We start from the raw sequence: 19,374 nt of genomic DNA, 5'->3' as shown, positions 1-19,374 counted from the left end.
TCAAAGGCTTTACACCCCAGTCACGTATTGAGCTGAACTTTTCCATGAAAGATCTTTTTGTCGGGCTGGAAGGGTATAATCTCGTCTTTTCACGCAACGACGGCTCCCGGCTGGTTCTTGAGAACTATCTGGCCCCGCCCCAGCCCGGCATGCAATATGCGCCGGCTGGCCCCGACCAGCACCTGGCATCTTTGGTGGAAGCTGCGCACCCTGCCATCATTGTCAATGGCAAGGAAATGTCGCCTTCGTTCTTTTTTTCCTCCCTGGGCGAGGAGGACATGCCCCTGCCGGGCATTGCCTATGTGCGTAACGCGTCTTTTCAGGACTATGAGCATGACAACCTCCACGAGGGCATTGGCTCTTTGAGCGGCCTCGCCTCTACCGAGGCATTGCTGCGGCGCGGCGGATCGGGGGCAGATAACGATGACGCCGTGGGGCAAAGCCTGTTCTATACCGGGGCTGGCGGCCTCTATGGTGACGGCTTTGGCGGCAGACTGAACGGCGGGTTCCAAACCGGGCCGGGTTCAGGCACTGGCACTGGCACTGGCACTGTGCCGGGAACGGGTACTGGCCCCGGTGGTTCTGGTACCGGGCCGGGCACTGGCACAGGCCCTGGTACGGGCGGGCCGGGTACTGGCACAGATCCTGGCACAGGCCCGGGCACTGGTACGGATCCTGGCACGGGGCCGGGAACGGGCACAGATCCAGGCACAGGCCCGGGTACTGGTACAGATCCTGGCACGGGGCCGGGTACTGGCACAGATCCTGGCACGGGCCCGGGTACTGGCACAGATCCTGGCACAGGGCCGGGTACTGGTACAGATCCGGGCACAGATCCAGGCACAGGCCCGGGTACTGGCACAGATCCTGGCACGGGCCCGGGTACTGGCGGAGGAACCACTGGCCCCACCGCTGTGGCGGCCCAGGCCAGTCTGACTGAAGACGATACTGATGTGACCGGCCAGATCCCCATGCCGCAGAACGCGGCAGGACATACCCTGTCATTTGTGGAACAAAACGGCATTCCGGGCCAATACGGAACCTTCAGCGTGGACGCCAATGGCGTGTATTCGTACCAACTGAACAACACCCTGCTCAGCGTCCAGGGGCTTGGAGAAGGCCAGTCGCTTACCGAGACCTTCACCTACACCGTAAGCGACGGCGCGGGCGGCACCACCTCCAACACTGTCACCATTACCATCAATGGCCTCAATGACGCGCCCACTGTCGATTCCGCCGCCGCCTCCATCCTTGAAGACCAGGACCACACCACAGGCATTCTGCCCACGCCGCAGGACATCGACGCAAACGACTCCCCCCAGTATCTGACGCAGACAAATTCGGCAGGGCAGTACGGCTACCTCAGCCTCAATGCCGACGGAACCTATACCTATACGCTGGACAACAGCCTGCCCATCGTCCAGCGATTGGGCTCCGGCGACTTTTTGACGGAAACGTTCACCTACACGGTGGATGACGGCCATGGGGGCACAGCCACTGGCAATCTTGTCATTACCATAAACGGAACCAACGATGTGCCCACAGTGTCGGCGGCCACGGCTTCGGTGGACGAGGACGGCCCCGTGCTCATGGGCGTTCTGCCCACGCCCCACGATGTGGATGCGGGCGATGTGCCGCAGTTCGTGCCGCAAACCGGCAGTGTGGGCGCATACGGCGTGCTTACCGTGGATGCCCAGGGCAACTACAGCTATGTTCTGGACAACTCGCGACCGGAAATCCAGGCGCTCAGCCAGGGCGACACGCTAACGGAGCAATTTATCTTTACCGTTACGGACGGTCAGAGCTACGTCAGCAAAACACTGACCATCACCATCAACGGCACTAACGACGCGCCCACCGTGGCGGCCTCATCAGCCGCGCTGACCGAGCATCAGGGTCTTGTGGGCGGGGTCCTGCCCGCGCCGCACGATGTGGACGCCAACGACACTCTGAACTTCATTGAGCAGCACAACGCTCACGGCCAGTACGGCAGTTTCAGCGTGGATGCCGCCGGAAACTATACCTACGTGCTTGACTACACCGCGCCCGATCTCCAGCATCTGGCAGATGGGCAGCAACTTACCGAAGTTTTTACCTATACGGTGTATGATAACCATGGCGGCATGGCTTCCAATACCATTACCATCACCGTCACCGGCACCAATGACGCGCCGCAGGTCGACGCGGCCGTGGCGTCCATTGATGAAGACGTTGCCGGCATCAGCGGCACCCTGCCCGCCCCCACAGACATGGACGCAGGAGATGTGGCACACTTCGTACCCCAGGCTGATGTTCAGGGCCAGTACGGCAGCTTTTCGTTGCAGGCGGACGGCAGCTATACCTACACGCTCGATAACACCCTGCCAGTTGTCCAGCAGCTTGGTGTAGGCTCACAACTAACCGAAACATTTACCTATACCGTCACGGATCAGCACGGCGCAACTGCGTCCAACACCATTACCATCACCATCAAGGGCACCAACGACGACCCGCAGGTCAGCGCCGCCACAGCCAGTATCTTTGAGGATGATGCCAGCATCAGCGGCACTTTGCCCACGCCCACGGACGTGGATGCCAATGACGTGGTGCTGTTCGTGCCCCAGACCGACGCTCCCGGCCAGTACGGCAGCTTCACCCTGCAGGCGGACGGCAGCTACTCCTACACGCTCGATAACGCCCTGCCGGTTGTCCAGCAACTTGGCGTTGGGGCGCACCTCACCGAGACCTTTACCTATACCGTCACGGATCAGCACGGCGCAACCGCGTCCAACACCATCACCATCACCATCAACGGCACCAACGACGCGCCGCAGGTCAGCGCGGCTGTCATCACTGTCCCCGGTGACGCCACCGACGTCAGCGGAACCCTGCCCATGCCCACAGACGTGGACGCGGGCGACATACCGCTCTACGATGCGCAAAACACGGTGGGCCAGTTTGGCACCTTCACCCTGCAGCCCGACGGCAGCTACACCTTTACCCTCGACAACTCCCTGCCTGCGGTGGCGCAGCTGAGTGCGGGCGAACAGCTTACGGAAACCTTCACCGCCACAGTCAGAGATCCGCACGGGGCGACCTCGACCAGCACCATCACCATCACCGTCAATGGCACCAACAGCGCGCCGCAGGTCAGCGCCGCCACGGCCAGTATATTTGAAGACGACGCCAGTATCAGCGGCACCCTGCCCACGCCAACGGACGTGAACGCCAATGACGTGGTGTTGTTCAAGCCCCAGACCGACGCTCCCGGCCAGTACGGCAGCTTCACCCTGCAGGCGGACGGCAGCTACACCTACACGCTCGATAACGCCCTGGATGCAGTGCAACAGCTTGGCGTTGGCGCACAACTGACCGAGACCTTTACCTATACCGTCACGGATCAGCACGGCGCAACTGCGTCCAACACCATCACCATCACCATCAACGGCACCAACGACGCGCCGCAGGTCAGCGCGGCTGTCATCACTGTCCCCGGTGACGCCACCGACGTCAGCGGAACTCTGCCCATGCCCACAGATGTGGATGCGGGCGACATACCGCACTACGATGCGCAAAACACGGTGGGCCAGTTTGGCACCTTCACCTTGCAGCCCGACGGCAGCTATACCTTTACCCTCGACAATTCCCTGCCTGCGGTGGCGCAGCTGAGTGCGGGCGAACAGCTTACGGAAACCTTCACCGCCACTGTCAGAGATCCGCACGGGGCGACCTCGACCAGCACCATCACCATCACCGTCAATGGCACCAACAGCGCACCGCAGGTCAGCGCCGCCACGGCCAGCATTTTTGAGGATGACGCCAGCATCAGCGGCACCCTGCCCACGCCCACGGACGTGAACGCTAATGACGTGGTGTTGTTCAAGCCCCAGACCGACGCTCAGGGCCAGTACGGCAGCTTCACCCTGCAGGCGGACGGCAGCTACACCTACACGCTCGATAACGCCCTGGATGCAGTGCAACAGCTTGGCGTAGGGGCTCATCTTACAGAAACTTTTACCTATACCGTCACGGATCAGCACGGCGCAACCGCGTCCAACACCATTACCATCACCATCAACGGCACCAACGACGCGCCGCAGGTCAGCGCGGCTGTCATCACTGTCCCCGGTGACGCCACCGACGTCAGCGGAACCCTGCCCATGCCCACAGACGTGGATGCGGGCGACATACCGCAATATGATGCGCAAAACACGGTGGGCCAGTTTGGCACCTTCACCCTGCAGCCCGACGGCAGCTACACCTTTACCCTCGACAACTCCCTGCCTGCGGTGGCGCAGCTTGGCGCGGGCGAACAGCTTACGGAAACCTTCACCGCCACGGTCAGAGACCCGCACGGGGCGACCTCGACCAGCACCATCACCATCACCGTCAACGGCACCAACAGCGCGCCGCAGGTCAGCGCCGCCACGGCCAGTATCTTTGAAGACGATGCCAGCATCAGTGGCACCCTGCCCACGCCCACGGACGTGAACGCCAATGACGTGGTGCAGTTCAAGCCCCAGACCGACGCTCAGGGCCAGTACGGCAGCTTCACCCTGCAGGCGGACGGCAGCTATACCTACACGCTCAACAATGCCCTGGATGCAGTTCAACAACTCGGCGTAGGCGCTCATCTTACCGAAACCTTTACCTATACCGTCACGGATCAGCACGGCGCAACCGCGTCCAACACCATTACCATCACCATCAACGGCACCAATGACGCGCCGCAGGTCAGCGCCGCCGTCATCACTGTCCCCGGTGACGCCACCGACGTCAGCGGAACCCTGCCCATGCCCACAGACGTGGATGCGGGCGACATCCCGCAATACGATGCGCAAAACACGGTGGGCCAGTTTGGCACCTTCACCCTGCAGCCCGACGGCAGCTATACCTTTACCCTCGACAACTCCCTGCCTGCGGTGGCGCAGCTCGGCGCGGGCGAACAGCTTACGGAAACCTTCACCGCCACCGTCAGAGATCCGCACGGGGCGACCTCGACCAGCACCATCACCATCACCGTCAACGGCACCAACAGCGCGCCGCAGGTCAGCGCCGCCACGGCCAGTATCTTTGAGGATGAAGCCAGCATCAGTGGCACCCTGCCCACACCCACGGACGTGAACGCCAATGACGTGGTGTTGTTCCAGCCCCAGACCGACGCTCCCGGCCAGTACGGCAGCTTTTCGTTGCAGGCGGACGGCACCTATACTTACACTCTCGATAATGCCCTGCCAGTTGTCCAGCAGCTTGGCGTTGGCGCACAACTGACTGAAACATTTACCTATACCGTCACGGATCAGCACGGCGCAACCGCGTCCAACACCATTACCATCACTATCAACGGCACCAACGACGCGCCGCAGGTCAGTGCGGCTGTTGTCTTTATTCAAAATGATGAAACCAGCGTCAGTGGAAATCTGCCCATGCCCACAGACGTGGATGCGGGCGACATGCCGCAATACATCGCGCAAAACACGGTGGGGCAGTTTGGCACCCTCACCTTGCAGCCCGATGGCAGCTACACCTATGTCCTCAACAACTCCCTGCCTGCGGTGCAGGGCTTGGGGCATGGCGGCAAGCTTACGGAAACCTTCACCGCCACCGTCACAGACCATCACGGGGGGACCGCGACCAGCACCATAACACTCACCATTCATGGCACCAACACCGCACCGCAGGTCAGTGCGGCCGTGGCCAGCATCAATGAAGATGATGCCAGCATCAGCGGCACCCTGCCCACACCCACAGACGTGGACACGGGCGACAGCGCGCACTTCCTGTCCCAGGCCGACGCTCCCGGCCAGTTCGGCAGCTTTACCCTGCACGCGGACGGCAGCTACACCTATACGCTCAACAACGCCCTGGCAGCTGTGCAGCAACTTGGCGTGGGCAGTCAACTCACCGAAACATTTACCTATACTGTTATGGATCAGTCCGGTGCGACTGCGTCCAACACCATCACCATCACCATCAACGGCACCAACGACAATCCGCAGGTCAGTGCCGCCGTGGCCAGCATCAATGAAGACGTTGCCAGCATCAGCGGTACCCTGCCCACGCCCACGGATGTAGACGCGGGCGACAGCGTGCACTTTGTGCCCCAGACCGACGCTCCCGGCCAATACGGCAGCTTCACCCTGCAGGCAGACGGCACCTACACCTACACGCTCAACAACGCCCTGGCAGCTGTGCAGCAACTAGGCGTGGGCAGCCAACTGACCGAGACCTTTACCTATACCGTCACGGATCAGCACAATGCTACGGGCACAAATACCATTACCATCACCATCAACGGCACCAACGACGCGCCGCAGGTCAGCGCGGCTGTCGCATCCATCAATGAGGATGATGCCAGCATCAGCGGCACCCTGCCCACTCCCACGGATGTGGACGCGGGCGACAGCGTGCACTTTGTGCCCCAGACCGACGCTTCCGGCCAGTACGGCAGCTTTACCCTGCACGCGGACGGCACCTACACCTACACGCTCAACAACGCCCTGGCAGCAGTGCAGCAACTTGGCGTGGGCAGCCAGCTGACCGAGACCTTTACCTATACCGTCACGGATCAGCACAACGCTACGGGCACCAATACCATCACCATCACCATCAACGGCACCAACGACAATCCGCAGGTCAGCGCGGCCGTGGCCAGCATCAATGAAGACGTTGCCAGCATCAGCGGCATCCTGCCCACGCCCACGGATGTGGACGCGGGCGACAGCGTGCACTTTGTGCCCCAGGCCAACGCTTCCGGCCAGTACGGCAGCTTCACCCTGCAGGCGGACGGCACCTACACCTACACGCTCAACAACGCCCTGGCAGCAGTGCAGCAGCTTGGCGTGGGCAGCCAACTGACCGAAACATTTACCTATACCGTCACGGATCAGCACAACGCTACGGGCACAAATACCATTACCATCACCATCAAGGGCACCAACGACAATCCGCAGGTCAGTGCCGCCGTGGCCAGCATCAGTGAAGATGATGCCAGCATCAGCGGCACCCTGCCCACGCCCACGGATGTGGACGCGGGCGACAGCGTGCACTTTGTGCCCCAGACCGACGCTCCTGGCCAGTACGGCAGCTTTACCCTGCAGGCAGACGGCACCTACACCTACACGCTCAACAACGCCCTGGCAGCTGTGCAACAGCTTGGCGTGGGCAGCCAACTGACCGAAACCTTTACCTATACCGTCACGGATCAGCACAACGCCACGGGCACAAATACCATCACCATCACCATCAACGGCACCAACGACGCGCCGCAGGTCAGCGCCGCCGTGGCCAGCATCAATGAAGACGTTGCCAACATCAGCGGCATCCTGCCCACGCCCACGGATGTGGACACGGGCGACAGCGTGCACTTTGTGCCTCAGACCAATGCACCCGGCCTGTACGGCAGCTTTACCCTGCTGGCGGACGGCAGCTATGTGTACGCGCTCAACAACTCCCTGGCAGCTGTGCAACAGCTTGGCGTTGGAGCGCATCTGACCGAAACCTTTACCTATACCGTCACGGATCAGCACAACGCTACGGGCACCAATACCATCACCATCACCATCAACGGCACCAACGATGCGCCGCAGATCAGCGCGGCCATCATTTTTGTTCCCAGTAACGTCACTGACGCCAGTGGAATCCTGCCCATGCCCACGGATGTGGATGCGGGTGACGTCCCGCAGTACATAGCGCAAAGCACGGTCGGTCAGTTTGGCACCTTCACGCTTCAGGCTGATGGCAGCTACACCTTCGCGCTCAACAATTCCCTGCCAGCCGTGGCGCAGCTTGGCGCTGGCGAGCAACTTTCCGAAACATTCACTGCCTCCGCCACTGACCAGCATGGGGCCACATCGTCCAACACCATTACCATCACCATCAAGGGCACCAACAGCGCGCCGCAGGTCAGTGCCGCCACGGCGAGCATCAATGAGGATGACCCCAGCATCAGTGGCACCCTGCCCACGCCCACGGATGTGAACGCCAATGACGTGGTGCACTTCGTGCCCCAGGCCAGTGCTTCCGGCCAGTACGGCAGCTTTACCCTGCAGGCGGACGGCACCTACACCTACACGCTCAACAACGCCCTGCCGGTTGTCCAGCAGCTTGGCGTAGGCAGCCAACTCACCGAGACCTTTATTTATACGGTCACGGATCAGCACGGTGCGACTGCATCCAACACCATCACCATCACCATTAACGGCACCAACGACAATCCGCAGGTCAGCGCTGCCGTGGCCAGCATCAATGAAGATGATGCCAGCATCAGCGGCACCCTGCCTGCCCCCACAGACGTGGACACGGGCGACTCGGTAAGCTTCCTGTCCCAGGCCTCCACTCAGGGGCTCTACGGCAGCTTCACCCTGCAGGCGAACGGCACGTACACCTACGCACTCAACAACGCCCTGCCGATCGTCCAGCAGCTTGGCGTTGGCGCGCACCTGACCGAGACCTTTGCCTATACGGTCAAGGATCAGCACGGCGCTACCGCGTCCAATACCATCACCATCACCATCAACGGAACCAATGACGCCCCACAGGTCAGCGCCGCCGTGGCCAGCATCAATGAAGATGATGCCAGCATCAGCGGCACCCTGCCTGCCCCCACAGACGTGGACACGGGCGACACGGTCAGCTTCCTGTCCCAGGCCTCCACTCAGGGGCTCTACGGCAACTTCACCCTGCAGGCCAACGGCACCTACACCTACACGCTCAACAATGCCCTGCCGGTCGTCCAGCAGCTTGGCGAGGGACAGCATCTCACCGAAACCTTTACCTATACGGTCAAGGATCAGCACGGCGCTGCAGCCTCCAGCACCATGACCATTACCATCAACGGAACCAACGACAATCCCGTCATTGCGCCCATTGTCACAACGCCCCTCAAGGAAGACAACATCCTGACGTCCGCCGGCACGCTTACGGTGGCGGATGCGGATTTGGGCGACACCGCCGTGTTCCAGGCACAAAACATGGCAGGCTTGTACGGCAGCTTTGTGCTCAACAGCAACGGCGCATACGTCTATACGCTCAACAACAGCCTGCCTGCCGTGCAGGGCCTGGGGCATGGCGAACAGCTTGTGGAAACGTTTACCGTGGCAGCCAATGACGGCCACGGCGGCATCACCGCGCGCACGATTTCCTTCACCATCAACGGCACCAATGACGCGCCTTCGGTTGGTTCCGCCACGGTAAGCATGAACAATGCAACGGACAAACTCTACGGCAAACTGCCCACCCCCACGGATCCGGACAACACGCTCGACAATATCATCAGCGACAATGTGACCTTTATACCGCGGCCACATGTGCATGGCGATTACGGCACATTTTCGCTGAATGCTGACGGCTCCTATGTCTACGACCTCAACACGGGGCTGTTGTCTGTGGTGTTGCTTACACTGGGAGCCAAGCTCACAGACAGATTCTCATACACGGTTGTAGACGAACACGGCGCATCGGCCACCAACACCATTGACATCGTCATTACTGGCGGCCTGCTGGGGAGCATCAGCCTCACCACAATACTTGACGGCGCCACAAGCCTGTTGGGCAACCTGCTGATTCCCGAATTCTCCAATGCCACCTTCTCACTGCAAAGCAGCCCCAACGGCCAGTACGGCACGCTGACCCTCAACAGCAACGGCACATATACCTACAACCTCTCGGCTCAAGGCATAAGTGAAAGCCAAAAACTCGGTGAAGGCGAAACCTCCACAGACGTTTTTATGGTAAAGGTCACGTCCGGCTTGAAGTCCGTGGTCACACCGCTGACCATCACCATCGTCGGTTCCAATGACGCGCCGACAGTCCAGCCATCCCAGCTTTCCGTTTCAGAAGACGACGTTGCCGCCATGTACGGCCAGCTTGTCATGGCTGACCCGGACAGGTCGGACACGCCAAGGGCTGTGCCCCAGACCACTGAAGGCCAGTACGGCACCTTCTTTCTCAACCCCAACGGATCATACACCTATGTGCTGAACAAGGACTCCGCCGTCGTAAAAGCCCTGAACAACGGCGACACGCTTGACGAGACCTTTACCGTCACCGTGGTTGACGGGCATGGCGGTTCAGCCCAGAGCACTGTAACCGTGACCATCCACGGCTCAGGCGAGGCTCCCCTCATGCAGGGCGCGAGCGCCATGCGCCTCTTCTTTGTCCCCGACGAAGTGAACGCTTCCGCCAGCCATGAGCAGCTCCAGGCAACCACGGAAGACCACAACGCCACTGCCCAGAACAGTCAGGAAGCTGCCCCCCATGCCGATCCCTACGCCGACACGGGTACGAGCGTGCCAGTGGCCGACAGCAGCACGCAAACCGGACACGAAAACACCCAGAGCGACGCTGCCGCAGCCACGCCGGAAACAGCGGAACAAGCCTCCGCTGACAATCACACAACCGCCACAGGAGAAAGCAGCGCCCAGGAACAAACGCACGCGGATGCTACACACAAGGATACGGCGCTTACGGGTGCGGACTCTACACACGCGGAAGCGGCCAGCGCAGATGCAGCGAACGCCAGCCAAACAGACGTCACGCATGCAGATGTGAGCCACACGGGCACGGGCAATGCAGAAACGGAGCATGCCGCAACCAGCGCCCCCGCCGTGCACGCCGACACGCTGGATGAAGAACTGGCCGACAGTTTCATGCACGACCAAACCGGCCCCCTGATCATTGACCTTGAAGACGCCCTGCACCCCGCCGCGCAAGGAACTGACAGTGCAAACAGCGCACAGCCCCCAGCCGCGCAGGACGACAGCCTCTTCCCGGTGGAAACGCAAAGCCCCGGAGCTTTGGCCTCCGCCGCCGACGCTGCGGCGCACGACACCATGGCGGCATCCCCCGAGCAGCCGACCGAGGCGCAGGCCGAAAGCACAAGCCCGCAGCCGCAAAGCGCGGAAGCTCAGGCCGCCCCTGCCGCTGCTTCCCCAAGCCCGGACATGATGGAAAGCGAAACCGACCAGATGGCCGTGTTGCAGCACCTGACGCAGAATGGACACTAGCGCGAGAGGGCTTTGAAAGGCTCTGTGAAGGGCTCTGTGAAAAGTTTTGTGGGGGAGGGACCCTTTTGCAAAAGGGTCTCCTCCCCCACACCCCCACCCCCTAAAACTCTTATGGAAACGCTGATTTATTCCGCTTGGCGGCGTTGCTTCACTTTTTTTGAAACAGTCGAGGACGAAAGAGTCCACTCCTGCTTCAAAAAAAGGGCGCGCCTTGCCAAACGAAACAACTGCGCGTTTCCAAGAAGCTCTCTAATCAGTGCTTTCTTGGTATGTTTTAGAACAGTGTAACCTTAAAAAGTGTAAATGCTCCATCACTGCACGAGAGCGCCGCGCGCCACCGCAACCTTTATCCACGCGACATTATGAGCAGGCAGCAAAAATCAGTGAAGGCCGGGAATATTCCCGGCCTTCATGCGTATCCATGTCAGTAAAAATCCTGCCGCGCGGGCTATTCTTTCAGCCGTCCGGTCAGACCCGCCAGCCGCTGCGTGAGCGCCACCAGCTTGTCCGTTTCCTGCCGCACCGCTTCCATTGATCTGGCAGTGCCCACCATGACGTCATTGGCCTCGACGATGGAGCGGTTGATCTGCTCACTGGTCACGGACTGCTCCTCGCTGGCTGCGGCAATGGCGCTGATCCTGCCCGTGGTGTCTTCCACCGTGCCCACAATGGCCTCAAGCGCCTGGCCGGACTCGCCGGCGAAACCCGTGGCCTGCTCAACATGGGTCACGGCATTGTCCATTGAGGCCATGCTCTTTGAGGTGCTTTGCTGAATGGCATTGATGGCGTTGCCCACATTGTTTGTTGAAGTTACTGTTTTTTCAGCAAGTTTTCGCACTTCGTCCGCTACCACCGCAAAACCGCGCCCGGCATCGCCAGCGCGGGCGGCTTCAATGGCGGCATTGAGGGCCAGCAGGTTGGTCTGGTCTGCTATATCTGAAATGACATTCATAATTTCTGAAATGGCCCTGGCGTGGTTGTTCAAAAGAACCATGTCGCTCTTGAGCGCCATTGAAACCTCATGCACCTCTTCAATACTCTGCGTGGCGTTACGCACCACAGTAGCGCCCTCGTGGGCCTTGTCCCGCGTCTGCGTTGAGGCCACTGAAGCGTTGGCCGCGTTTTGCGCCACCTCGCGTACCGTGGCGGTCATTTCATTCATGGCCGTGGCGACCTCGCTCAGCAGCCGCGAAGCACGGTTCGTGTCCTTGTTCGAGCGGCCTATGCCCGCCACCAGGCCTTCGGCAATGGCGGCAAGCTCCTGCACGGCTCTTTCAAGCTCCAGCGCCGCCGCTTCCATGCGCTGGTTCTTTTCGGTGATGACCTGCTCGGCTTTTTTGAGGGCCGTCATGTCCACATAAAGGCACAGACCGCCAAGGCAGGTCTGGTGCTCGTCATACACGGGAAACACATTGGCCAGCACGTCGATGCGCCTGCCCTTGTGCCCTGTTATCGTTACGGAAAGATTGCGAAAGTTCTGGCCATGCCGGATGCTCTTGCCAACGGCGGTCTCACGACCGGGATCATTGTAAAAAAGCTCGGCCAGGGTCTTGCCAAGGCAGGCTCCCACTGGCCCGTCGATCTCAAGCATATCCAGGCATTCCTGGTTGGTGTGGGTTGCGCGCTCATCAACGTCCACCAGCAGGTAGGCCAGGGGCATGCCGCCGAGTATGCCGTGCAGTACGCCACTGGCATGGCATGCCTTGTCGGCAAGTTCCTCAGCCGCCGCATACAGTTCCTTCAGATCTGCAGGGGCCCTTGACGAAGTGGTGCATGAAGACTGGCCCGATGGCCCCGGTTCGCAGCCATTTCGCAGGCACAGGGTCAAAGCCCTGAACACCCCGCCGTAGATCAGCCGCGCTCCCAGCCCCATGACAAGCAGTACGCCACCCCCGCCAACCGCAGCTCCCCACAGGGGGGTTGTCGCCGCGCCGGTCGCAAGGCCCATAGCCCAGACAATTCCCATGGCTACGGCCAGGGTCAACAGGCCCAGGCCCCAGATTTTCTGATGCAGCGACATACGCCCTCCCCAAGTAAAAAGGTACGATAACTATTCACTAAAAAGGGAGTCTTGCTATAAAAACTGCCCAATTATATGCGTGAAGAGATTTTGTGTGCGGTTTTTTGAACAGATATGCTATTTCTTACGGATGAGACTGTGAATAGCACTACTATAACAGATTTCTTGATTTCGCATAATGGACTAGACAGTGTAGTCACGAGATGAATTTTCAGTCATATCAAGGAGAACCAGCCTTTTATGTAGGGAGTGTACTCTGATGGTACTCGACCGGAATAAAAGGCGAAGTTCGACGGAGAGAGGCCTGAAAAGGCGCTCGTAACGACACTGTCTACCATGGCGCTCGACCGACATTTCGGCGCGCTTTTTTTTGCGAAAGCTTCCTATCTTTCTGTTGTAACGGTATTTTTTCAATTTTCTTTATTTTTGGGCAAAACACAAGTTTTTCTTTTTGGCGCGAAAGCCTTGACAAGTTCCATATGGTAAGCTAGTTGGATGCATTCAAAGTGGATGACAGTACCTGCCACCACTACATCCTGATGCGGAACGCAGTTCCAGCGGGGTGGCCTGAATAGGCCCCCTTTTTTTTGTCCCTGCGACGGTCCATGCCCCGCACAAAAGGAAAGAATGACTGATCAAACCCTGAGAGAAACCGTCATACGTCTGGCCCAACCCGTGGTTCACTCCCTCGGACTCCTTGTCTGGGGGGTGGAGATAGCCCGGGCCGGGCGCACCCTTGTGCGGCTCTTTGTGGATGTGCCTACAGCGCCCCAGGCCGACGAACACCAGGCAGCCCCTGGCGTCACGGCCGTTTCATCCGCCGCTGGCATCAGCGACGGCTTCGCGCCCTCAGACCATAGCCCTGACGAATCTTCCGACACTCCCGCTCCAGCCGCCCCCACGTCAGCCACCATTGAGCAGTGCGAAGAAATTTCGCGCCATCTGGCGCTTGCGCTGGAAGTGGAAGACAGCATCCCTGACGCCTATGTGCTGGAAGTTTCCACGCCGGGCCTGAGCCGCTTGTTTTTCAGCCTTGATCAGATGACCCGCTATGTGGGCGACGTGGTTGAGGCACGGCTGCACACCCCCGTGGCTTCCACTGACCCGGCGGCCCACGGCGGCCCGCGCCGCATCTGGCGCGGCACGCTTACGGCGGTGGAAGATGAGGGCTTTGTGCTTGCGCCCGTTGCCATCAGCCCCGAAGGCGACGTGGAGGACGAAAACCATCCTCCCGTGTTTCTTCCCTGGAGCTCTGTGCGCCGGGCCACCCGCATGTATATTTTCAGGCCGCCGCAAAAGCCGGGCAAAAAACCTGGCAAAAAACCCCAGGGCAAAGATGCCCCTGCGGGCAAGGGCGGTCAGACGGCCAAAAAAAAGGCCGCTTCAGGCAAAAAGAAGGGCAACACTGTTGCCGATAACGATCATACGGCCAGCTGAGGCAGGCCCGAAAGCCGCGCTGCGCGGCAGCACGGGCGGCCCATGCGCCGTTGCCGGAACAAGCGATTTTACGCCGCCCAGGGCGGCAGCCGGAGGCACTCATGAATCTTGAACTCAAAAAGGCCATTGACCAGATCAGTAAGGACAAGGGCCTTGACCGCAACATGCTCATTGACACGCTTGAAGACGCGGTGCGCACCTCCGTGCTGCGCCGCTTCAGCGAAGATATGGACGTGGAAGTGTCCTACAATGACGAAACGGGCGATATTGAGGTCTACCAGTTCAAAATCGTGATGGCCGATGGCGATGTGGCCAATCCGGACACGCAGATTGAACTGACCGAAGCCCTTGCCCACGATCCTTCCGTTCAGGTTGATGACGAAATGGGCTTCCGCGTCAAGGTGGAAGACCTGGGGCGCATCGCGGCCCAGTCCGCCAAGCAGGTCATCATCCAGCGCATGCGCGACGCTGAGCAGGAAATCATTTACAGCGAATACAAGGATCGCCTGGGCGAAATCGTTTCGGGCATCGTGCAGCGCCGCGACAAGGGCGGCTGGGTGGTCAACCTGGGCCGCACCGAAGCCATTTTGCCGCGCGAAGAACAGATCCCGCGTGAGCACTACAAGCGCGGCGACCGCGTGCAGGCCCTCATTATCGAGGTTCGCCAGGAGGGTCGCGGCCCGCAGGTGGTCATTTCACGCTCGCACCGCGACTATATGGCCGCCCTCTTCCGCCGTGAGGTGCCCGAAGTGGACGACGGCGTCGTGCAGATCATGGGCGTGGCCCGTGACCCCGGCTCCCGCGCCAAGGTGGCGGTGCTCTCACGCGAGCGTGACGTCGACCCGGTCGGCGCCTGCGTTGGCGTGCGCGGTTCGCGCATCCAGAACATCGTGCAGGAACTGCACGGCGAACGCATAGACATCGTTGTCTGGAGCGCCGACATAGCCACCTACGCCCGCAATGCCCTGGCCCCGGCCCTGGTATCGCGCATTGTGGTGGATGAAGAAGAAAACCTGCTCGAAGTCATCGTGCCGGACGATCAGCTCACCAACGCCATCGGGCGCAAGGGGCAGAACGTCAAACTGGCCGCCAGACTTCTGGGCTGGAAAGTCGATATATTTACCGAGACCCGCTACAACGAGGCCAATGCCATCGGGCACGGCCTCGAGCAGGTGGCCAGTGTGGCCGAAGTATCCATCGAGGCTCTGCTTGACGCGGGATTCAGCTCGCTTGACAAGCTGCGCCAGGCCACGGACCAGGAACTTTCAGACAAGCTGACCATCAGCGCGTCCCGTATTGCCGACCTGCGTTCGGCCATCAACTTCCTGGCTCCGGTGGTGGAAAGCACGCCCGAATCTTCTGCCGTTGAATTGGGCAAGGTGCATTCCGCTGATGAGACCTCCGGCCAGGACACGGCTGACGGCAATGCCTACGAGGATACGCAGGCTTAGGGGCGCCGACATGGTGGATGGGCAGAACACGGCTGAAACCGTGCAGGGGCCGGTACGCATGTGCATCATATGCCGCCGACGCTTCGCCAAGGCCCAGTTGACCCGCCATGTGCTGACCGCCCAGGGAATTTTGACTATTGACGCTAATAAGACCAGACCTGGCAGGGGCTGGTATCTCTGTTCCGATGCCGTATGCGCGGCGAGGTTCGCCAAGTTCAGGCCCGGAACACGGCGCAAGGGGGGGAAACATGTCTGAAGAAAAAATTAAAGTATCGGAATTTGCCAAGGAATTTGCCAAGGAATTTCCGGCCGTGCCCCAAAAGGATATGCTGCGCGTGATGCGCGAGCTGGGCACGTCCGCCAAAACCATAGCAGGTTCTCTGAGCACTGAGGAGGCGGCACGCGTGCGCGAACATTTTGCCGAACAAAAACAGGCGGATGCCGAGCGTTCCGGCTCTCACCCCAACGTCATCGTGCGTCGCCGTCGTAAGGATGCTGACAAGGCCGATGCTCCTGAAGCCGCGGAAACCGCTTCCGCAGTTACGGAAGTGAGCGCCCCCGAAGCCGTGGAAAAGCCTGTGGAAGTCGAAAGCCCCGCTGTGGTCGAAGCCGCACCTGCGCCCAAGGCCGAAGCCCCGGCCGCCAGCCCCCGCAAAGCTCCGGAAAAAGCCGAGCCTGTGGCCGCAAAGGCCGAGACCGCCGATGCGCCCAAGGCCACCAAGGCCAGGGTCGTTTCTGCGGCCCGCGTCATCAGCCGCCCCGGCGAAGAAGAAAAGAAGCCCGAACCTGTTGTGGTGGAAAAGAAGCCCACGGCTCCTGAAGTTTCACCCGTGGCCGCTGCGCTTGCCGCCCGTGCCGCTGATGAAGCAGAAGTAAAGGCTCAGGAAAAGGCTGCTGCAAAGGCTCACGAAAAGAACGAGGCTGAAAAGGCGGCCAAGGCCGCTCGCGTGGCGCGCCCCGACGCTTCCGCCATGCCTGAGGGCTCGTCCGCGCCCACCCTGCCCCAGCGTGCCCCCGAAGCCCGCGCGGAAGCCTGGAAAGATTCCGACAATACCGATGACGCCGATGGCGCGCCCCGCCGCGCCTCCAGGGCTGATGGCGGGCAGGCCCCTGCCGCTCCCCAGGTGCGTATTATTTCACGGCCCACTCCCGGCAGCCAGCAGGAACGCCCCTCGCGTCCCATGGGCGCACGCCCCGCTGGCGGCCCCGGATATTCCGGCCCTGGCGGCTCCGGCCCCGGCGGCCCGCGCGGCGACAATGCCGGCAGGCCCCCGCGTCCTGGCGCTCCCCGCCCGGCTGGCCCTGGCGGCCCCCGTCCGGCTGGCCCTGGTGGCCCTCGCCCGGCTGGCCCCGGCGGCCCTCGTCCTGCCGGAGGCGGATTCGGCCAGCAGGCCGCGCCCGCGTCCCCCACGGACAGCCGCGATGGTCAGAGCAAGAAAAAGCGCCTCAAGGGCCGTCGTACCGTTGATTTTCAGCAGGGTGATTCCGTTCGCCGGGATGATGACGACAGCGTGCGTCTGAGCCGTGGCAAGGGTCGTCGCAAGGGCGGCAAGCCCGTGCCAGCCACGACCACGCAGCCGCTCAAGGCCGCCAAGCGCAAAATCCGCGTCACGGAAGCCATCCGTGTGGCCGACATGGCCCACCAGATGGGTCTCAAAGCCAATGAGATCATCAAGGTTCTCTTTGGCCTTGGCATCATGGCCACCATCAACCAGGCCCTGGACTTTGACACGGCCACCCTGGTCGCTTCCGAATTTGGCTATGAAGTGGAAAAGGTGGGCTTCTCTGAAGACGACTACCTGACCCCCAAGGACGTGGACGCGCCCGAAACCCTCAAGCCGCGCCCGCCCGTGGTGACCATCATGGGCCACGTGGACCACGGCAAAACCTCGCTGCTTGACGCCATCCGCAAGACCAACGTCACCAGCGGCGAAGCTGGCGGCATCACCCAGCACATCGGCGCTTACCACGTGAAGACCAAGCGTGGCGAAATCGTCTTCCTCGACACGCCCGGCCATGAAGCCTTTACGGCCATGCGCGCCCGCGGCGCTCAGGTGACGGACCTCGTCATCCTTGTGGTGGCCGCCGACGACGGCGTTATGGAGCAGACCCGCGAGGCCATCAACCACTCGCGCGCCGCCAACGTGCCCATCATGGTGGCGGTCAACAAGATGGACAAGCCCGGGGCTGACCCGGACCGCGTCCTGCGTGAGCTTGCCGAACTGGGCCTCCAGGCCGAAGAATGGGGCGGCGACACCATCGTTGCCAAGGTGGCGGCCAAGACCCGCATGGGTCTGGACGAACTGCTGGAAATGGTGGCTCTGCAAGCCGAAATTATGGAACTCAAGGCCAATCCCGACAAGCTTGCCCGCGGCCACATTGTGGAAGCCAAGCTGGACAAGGGACGCGGCCCTGTGGCCACCGTGCTTATTCAGGAAGGTACCCTGCGCCAGGGTGACAACTTCGTGTGCGGCCCCTTCTCTGGCCGTGTGCGCGCCCTCATGAGCGATCAGGGCAAGAAGGTCAAGGACGCCGGCCCCTCGCTGCCCGTGGAAGTACAGGGCTTTGAAGGCGTGCCGGAAGCCGGTGAGGAATTCTTTGTGGTCAGCGACGAAAAGCTGGCCCGCCGCATCGCCGACTCGCGCGCCATCAAGCAGCGTGAACGCGACCTCGCCTCGGAATCGCGCGTGACTCTGGAAACCTTCCTGTCCCAGCGCAAGTCCGATCAGGAAACCCTGACCCTCAACCTCGTGCTCAAGGCCGACGTTCAGGGCAGCCTGGAAGCCATCACCGAAGCCCTGCTCAAGCAGAGCACCGAAAAAGTGCGCATCAACGTGGTGCACGGCGGTACCGGCGCCATTACAGAATCCGACATTCTGCTGGCTTCTGCCTCGCAGGCCATCATCATCGGCTTCAACGTGCGGCCCACATCCAAGATCAAGGACGTGGCCGAACACGAGAATGTGGATATCCGCTTCTATGAGATCATCTACAAGCTTGTGGACGATATCAAGAGCGCCATGACGGGCATGCTCGCCCCTGTGCAGCGTGAAGTGTACCTCGGCCAGGCCGAAGTGCGCGACACCTTCAGCGTGCCCAAGGTTGGCGTTATCGCAGGCTCCTATGTGGCCGACGGCAAAATCGCCCGCAATGCCGGTGTACGCCTGCTGCGCGACGGCGTGGTGGTCTACACGGGCAAGATCTCTTCCCTCAAGCGCTTCAAGGATGACTCCAAGGAAGTGGTCAAGGGCAATGAGTGCGGCGTGGGCCTTGAAAACTTCAATGACGTCAAGATTGGCGATATCATCGAAGCTTTCGAAACTGTTGAAGAAGCCGCGACGCTGTAGAAAGTTGGGGCGCAGCAGGTGCACCACGCATCTGCTGTCGCCATCCCTAACGCCTTCGGCCTAAGGGCTGCCGCATCGAAGCTTTCGAAACTGTTGAAGAAGCCGCGACGCTGTAGAAAGTTGAGGCGCAGCAG

6 protein-coding genes are annotated in these 19,374 nt (G+C 60.9%); 5 read left to right on the top strand and 1 reads right to left on the bottom strand.

The window, feature by feature from the left end:
- The first annotated feature begins 44 nt into the window (after positions 1 to 44).
- Positions 45 to 10,985 (top strand): VCBS domain-containing protein, encoded by a 10,941-nt coding sequence (locus RBR41_RS05650; protein WP_320351610.1) that lies wholly within the window; start codon positions 45 to 47, stop codon positions 10,983 to 10,985.
- A 448-nt stretch (positions 10,986 to 11,433) separates the two neighbouring features.
- Here the strand turns inward: RBR41_RS05650 and RBR41_RS05645 are convergent, their stop codons facing one another.
- Positions 11,434 to 13,005 (bottom strand): methyl-accepting chemotaxis protein, encoded by a 1,572-nt coding sequence (locus RBR41_RS05645; RefSeq protein ID WP_320351609.1) that lies wholly within the window; start codon positions 13,003 to 13,005, stop codon positions 11,434 to 11,436.
- Between the two features lie 627 nt (positions 13,006 to 13,632).
- Here RBR41_RS05645 and rimP point away from each other — a divergent pair.
- The 4 genes from rimP to infB all read left to right on the top strand — a co-directional run bounded on the left by rimP (position 13,633) and on the right by infB (position 19,240).
- Positions 13,633 to 14,442 carry a ribosome maturation factor RimP gene (gene rimP / locus RBR41_RS05640; RefSeq protein ID WP_320351608.1) on the top strand — a complete coding sequence of 270 codons (810 nt, stop codon included), beginning with the start codon at positions 13,633 to 13,635 and terminating at the stop codon, positions 14,440 to 14,442.
- A gap of 101 nt (positions 14,443 to 14,543) precedes the next feature.
- Positions 14,544 to 15,893: a transcription termination factor NusA gene (gene nusA / locus RBR41_RS05635; RefSeq protein WP_320351607.1), complete on the top strand. Its 1,350-nt coding sequence runs from the start codon at positions 14,544 to 14,546 to the stop codon at positions 15,891 to 15,893.
- A gap of 10 nt (positions 15,894 to 15,903) precedes the next feature.
- The gene (locus RBR41_RS05630; protein WP_179980334.1) at positions 15,904 to 16,149 is read left to right on the top strand and encodes a YlxR family protein; all 246 of its coding nucleotides are present in this window, start codon (positions 15,904 to 15,906) and stop codon (positions 16,147 to 16,149) included.
- Positions 16,142 to 19,240, top strand: a complete 3,099-nt coding sequence (gene infB / locus RBR41_RS05625; protein ID WP_320351606.1) for a translation initiation factor IF-2 — start codon at positions 16,142 to 16,144, stop codon at positions 19,238 to 19,240. Before RBR41_RS05630 ends, infB begins: the two co-directional genes overlap by 8 nt.
- The last annotated feature ends 134 nt before the right edge of the window (positions 19,241 to 19,374 follow it).

Origin of the sequence: Desulfovibrio sp., from assembly GCF_034006445.1 — a bacterium.
Lineage (GTDB): Bacteria > Desulfobacterota > Desulfovibrionia > Desulfovibrionales > Desulfovibrionaceae > Desulfovibrio.
The sequence above is the reverse complement of the archived record's forward strand: the minus strand, read 5'-3'. Positions and strand labels throughout refer to the sequence as shown.

What these genes read in the sequence shown, in the direction of transcription:
- RBR41_RS05650 (WP_320351610.1), top strand. Translation starts at nt 45, where the DNA reads ATGAAAGATCTTTTTGTCGGGCTGGAAGGGTATAATCTCGTCTTTTCA.
- RBR41_RS05645 (WP_320351609.1), bottom strand. Translation starts at nt 13,005, where the DNA reads ATGTCGCTGCATCAGAAAATCTGGGGCCTGGGCCTGTTGACCCTGGCC.
- rimP (WP_320351608.1), top strand. Translation starts at nt 13,633, where the DNA reads ATGACTGATCAAACCCTGAGAGAAACCGTCATACGTCTGGCCCAACCC.
- nusA (WP_320351607.1), top strand. Translation starts at nt 14,544, where the DNA reads ATGAATCTTGAACTCAAAAAGGCCATTGACCAGATCAGTAAGGACAAG.
- RBR41_RS05630 (WP_179980334.1), top strand. Translation starts at nt 15,904, where the DNA reads ATGGTGGATGGGCAGAACACGGCTGAAACCGTGCAGGGGCCGGTACGC.
- infB (WP_320351606.1), top strand. Translation starts at nt 16,142, where the DNA reads ATGTCTGAAGAAAAAATTAAAGTATCGGAATTTGCCAAGGAATTTGCC.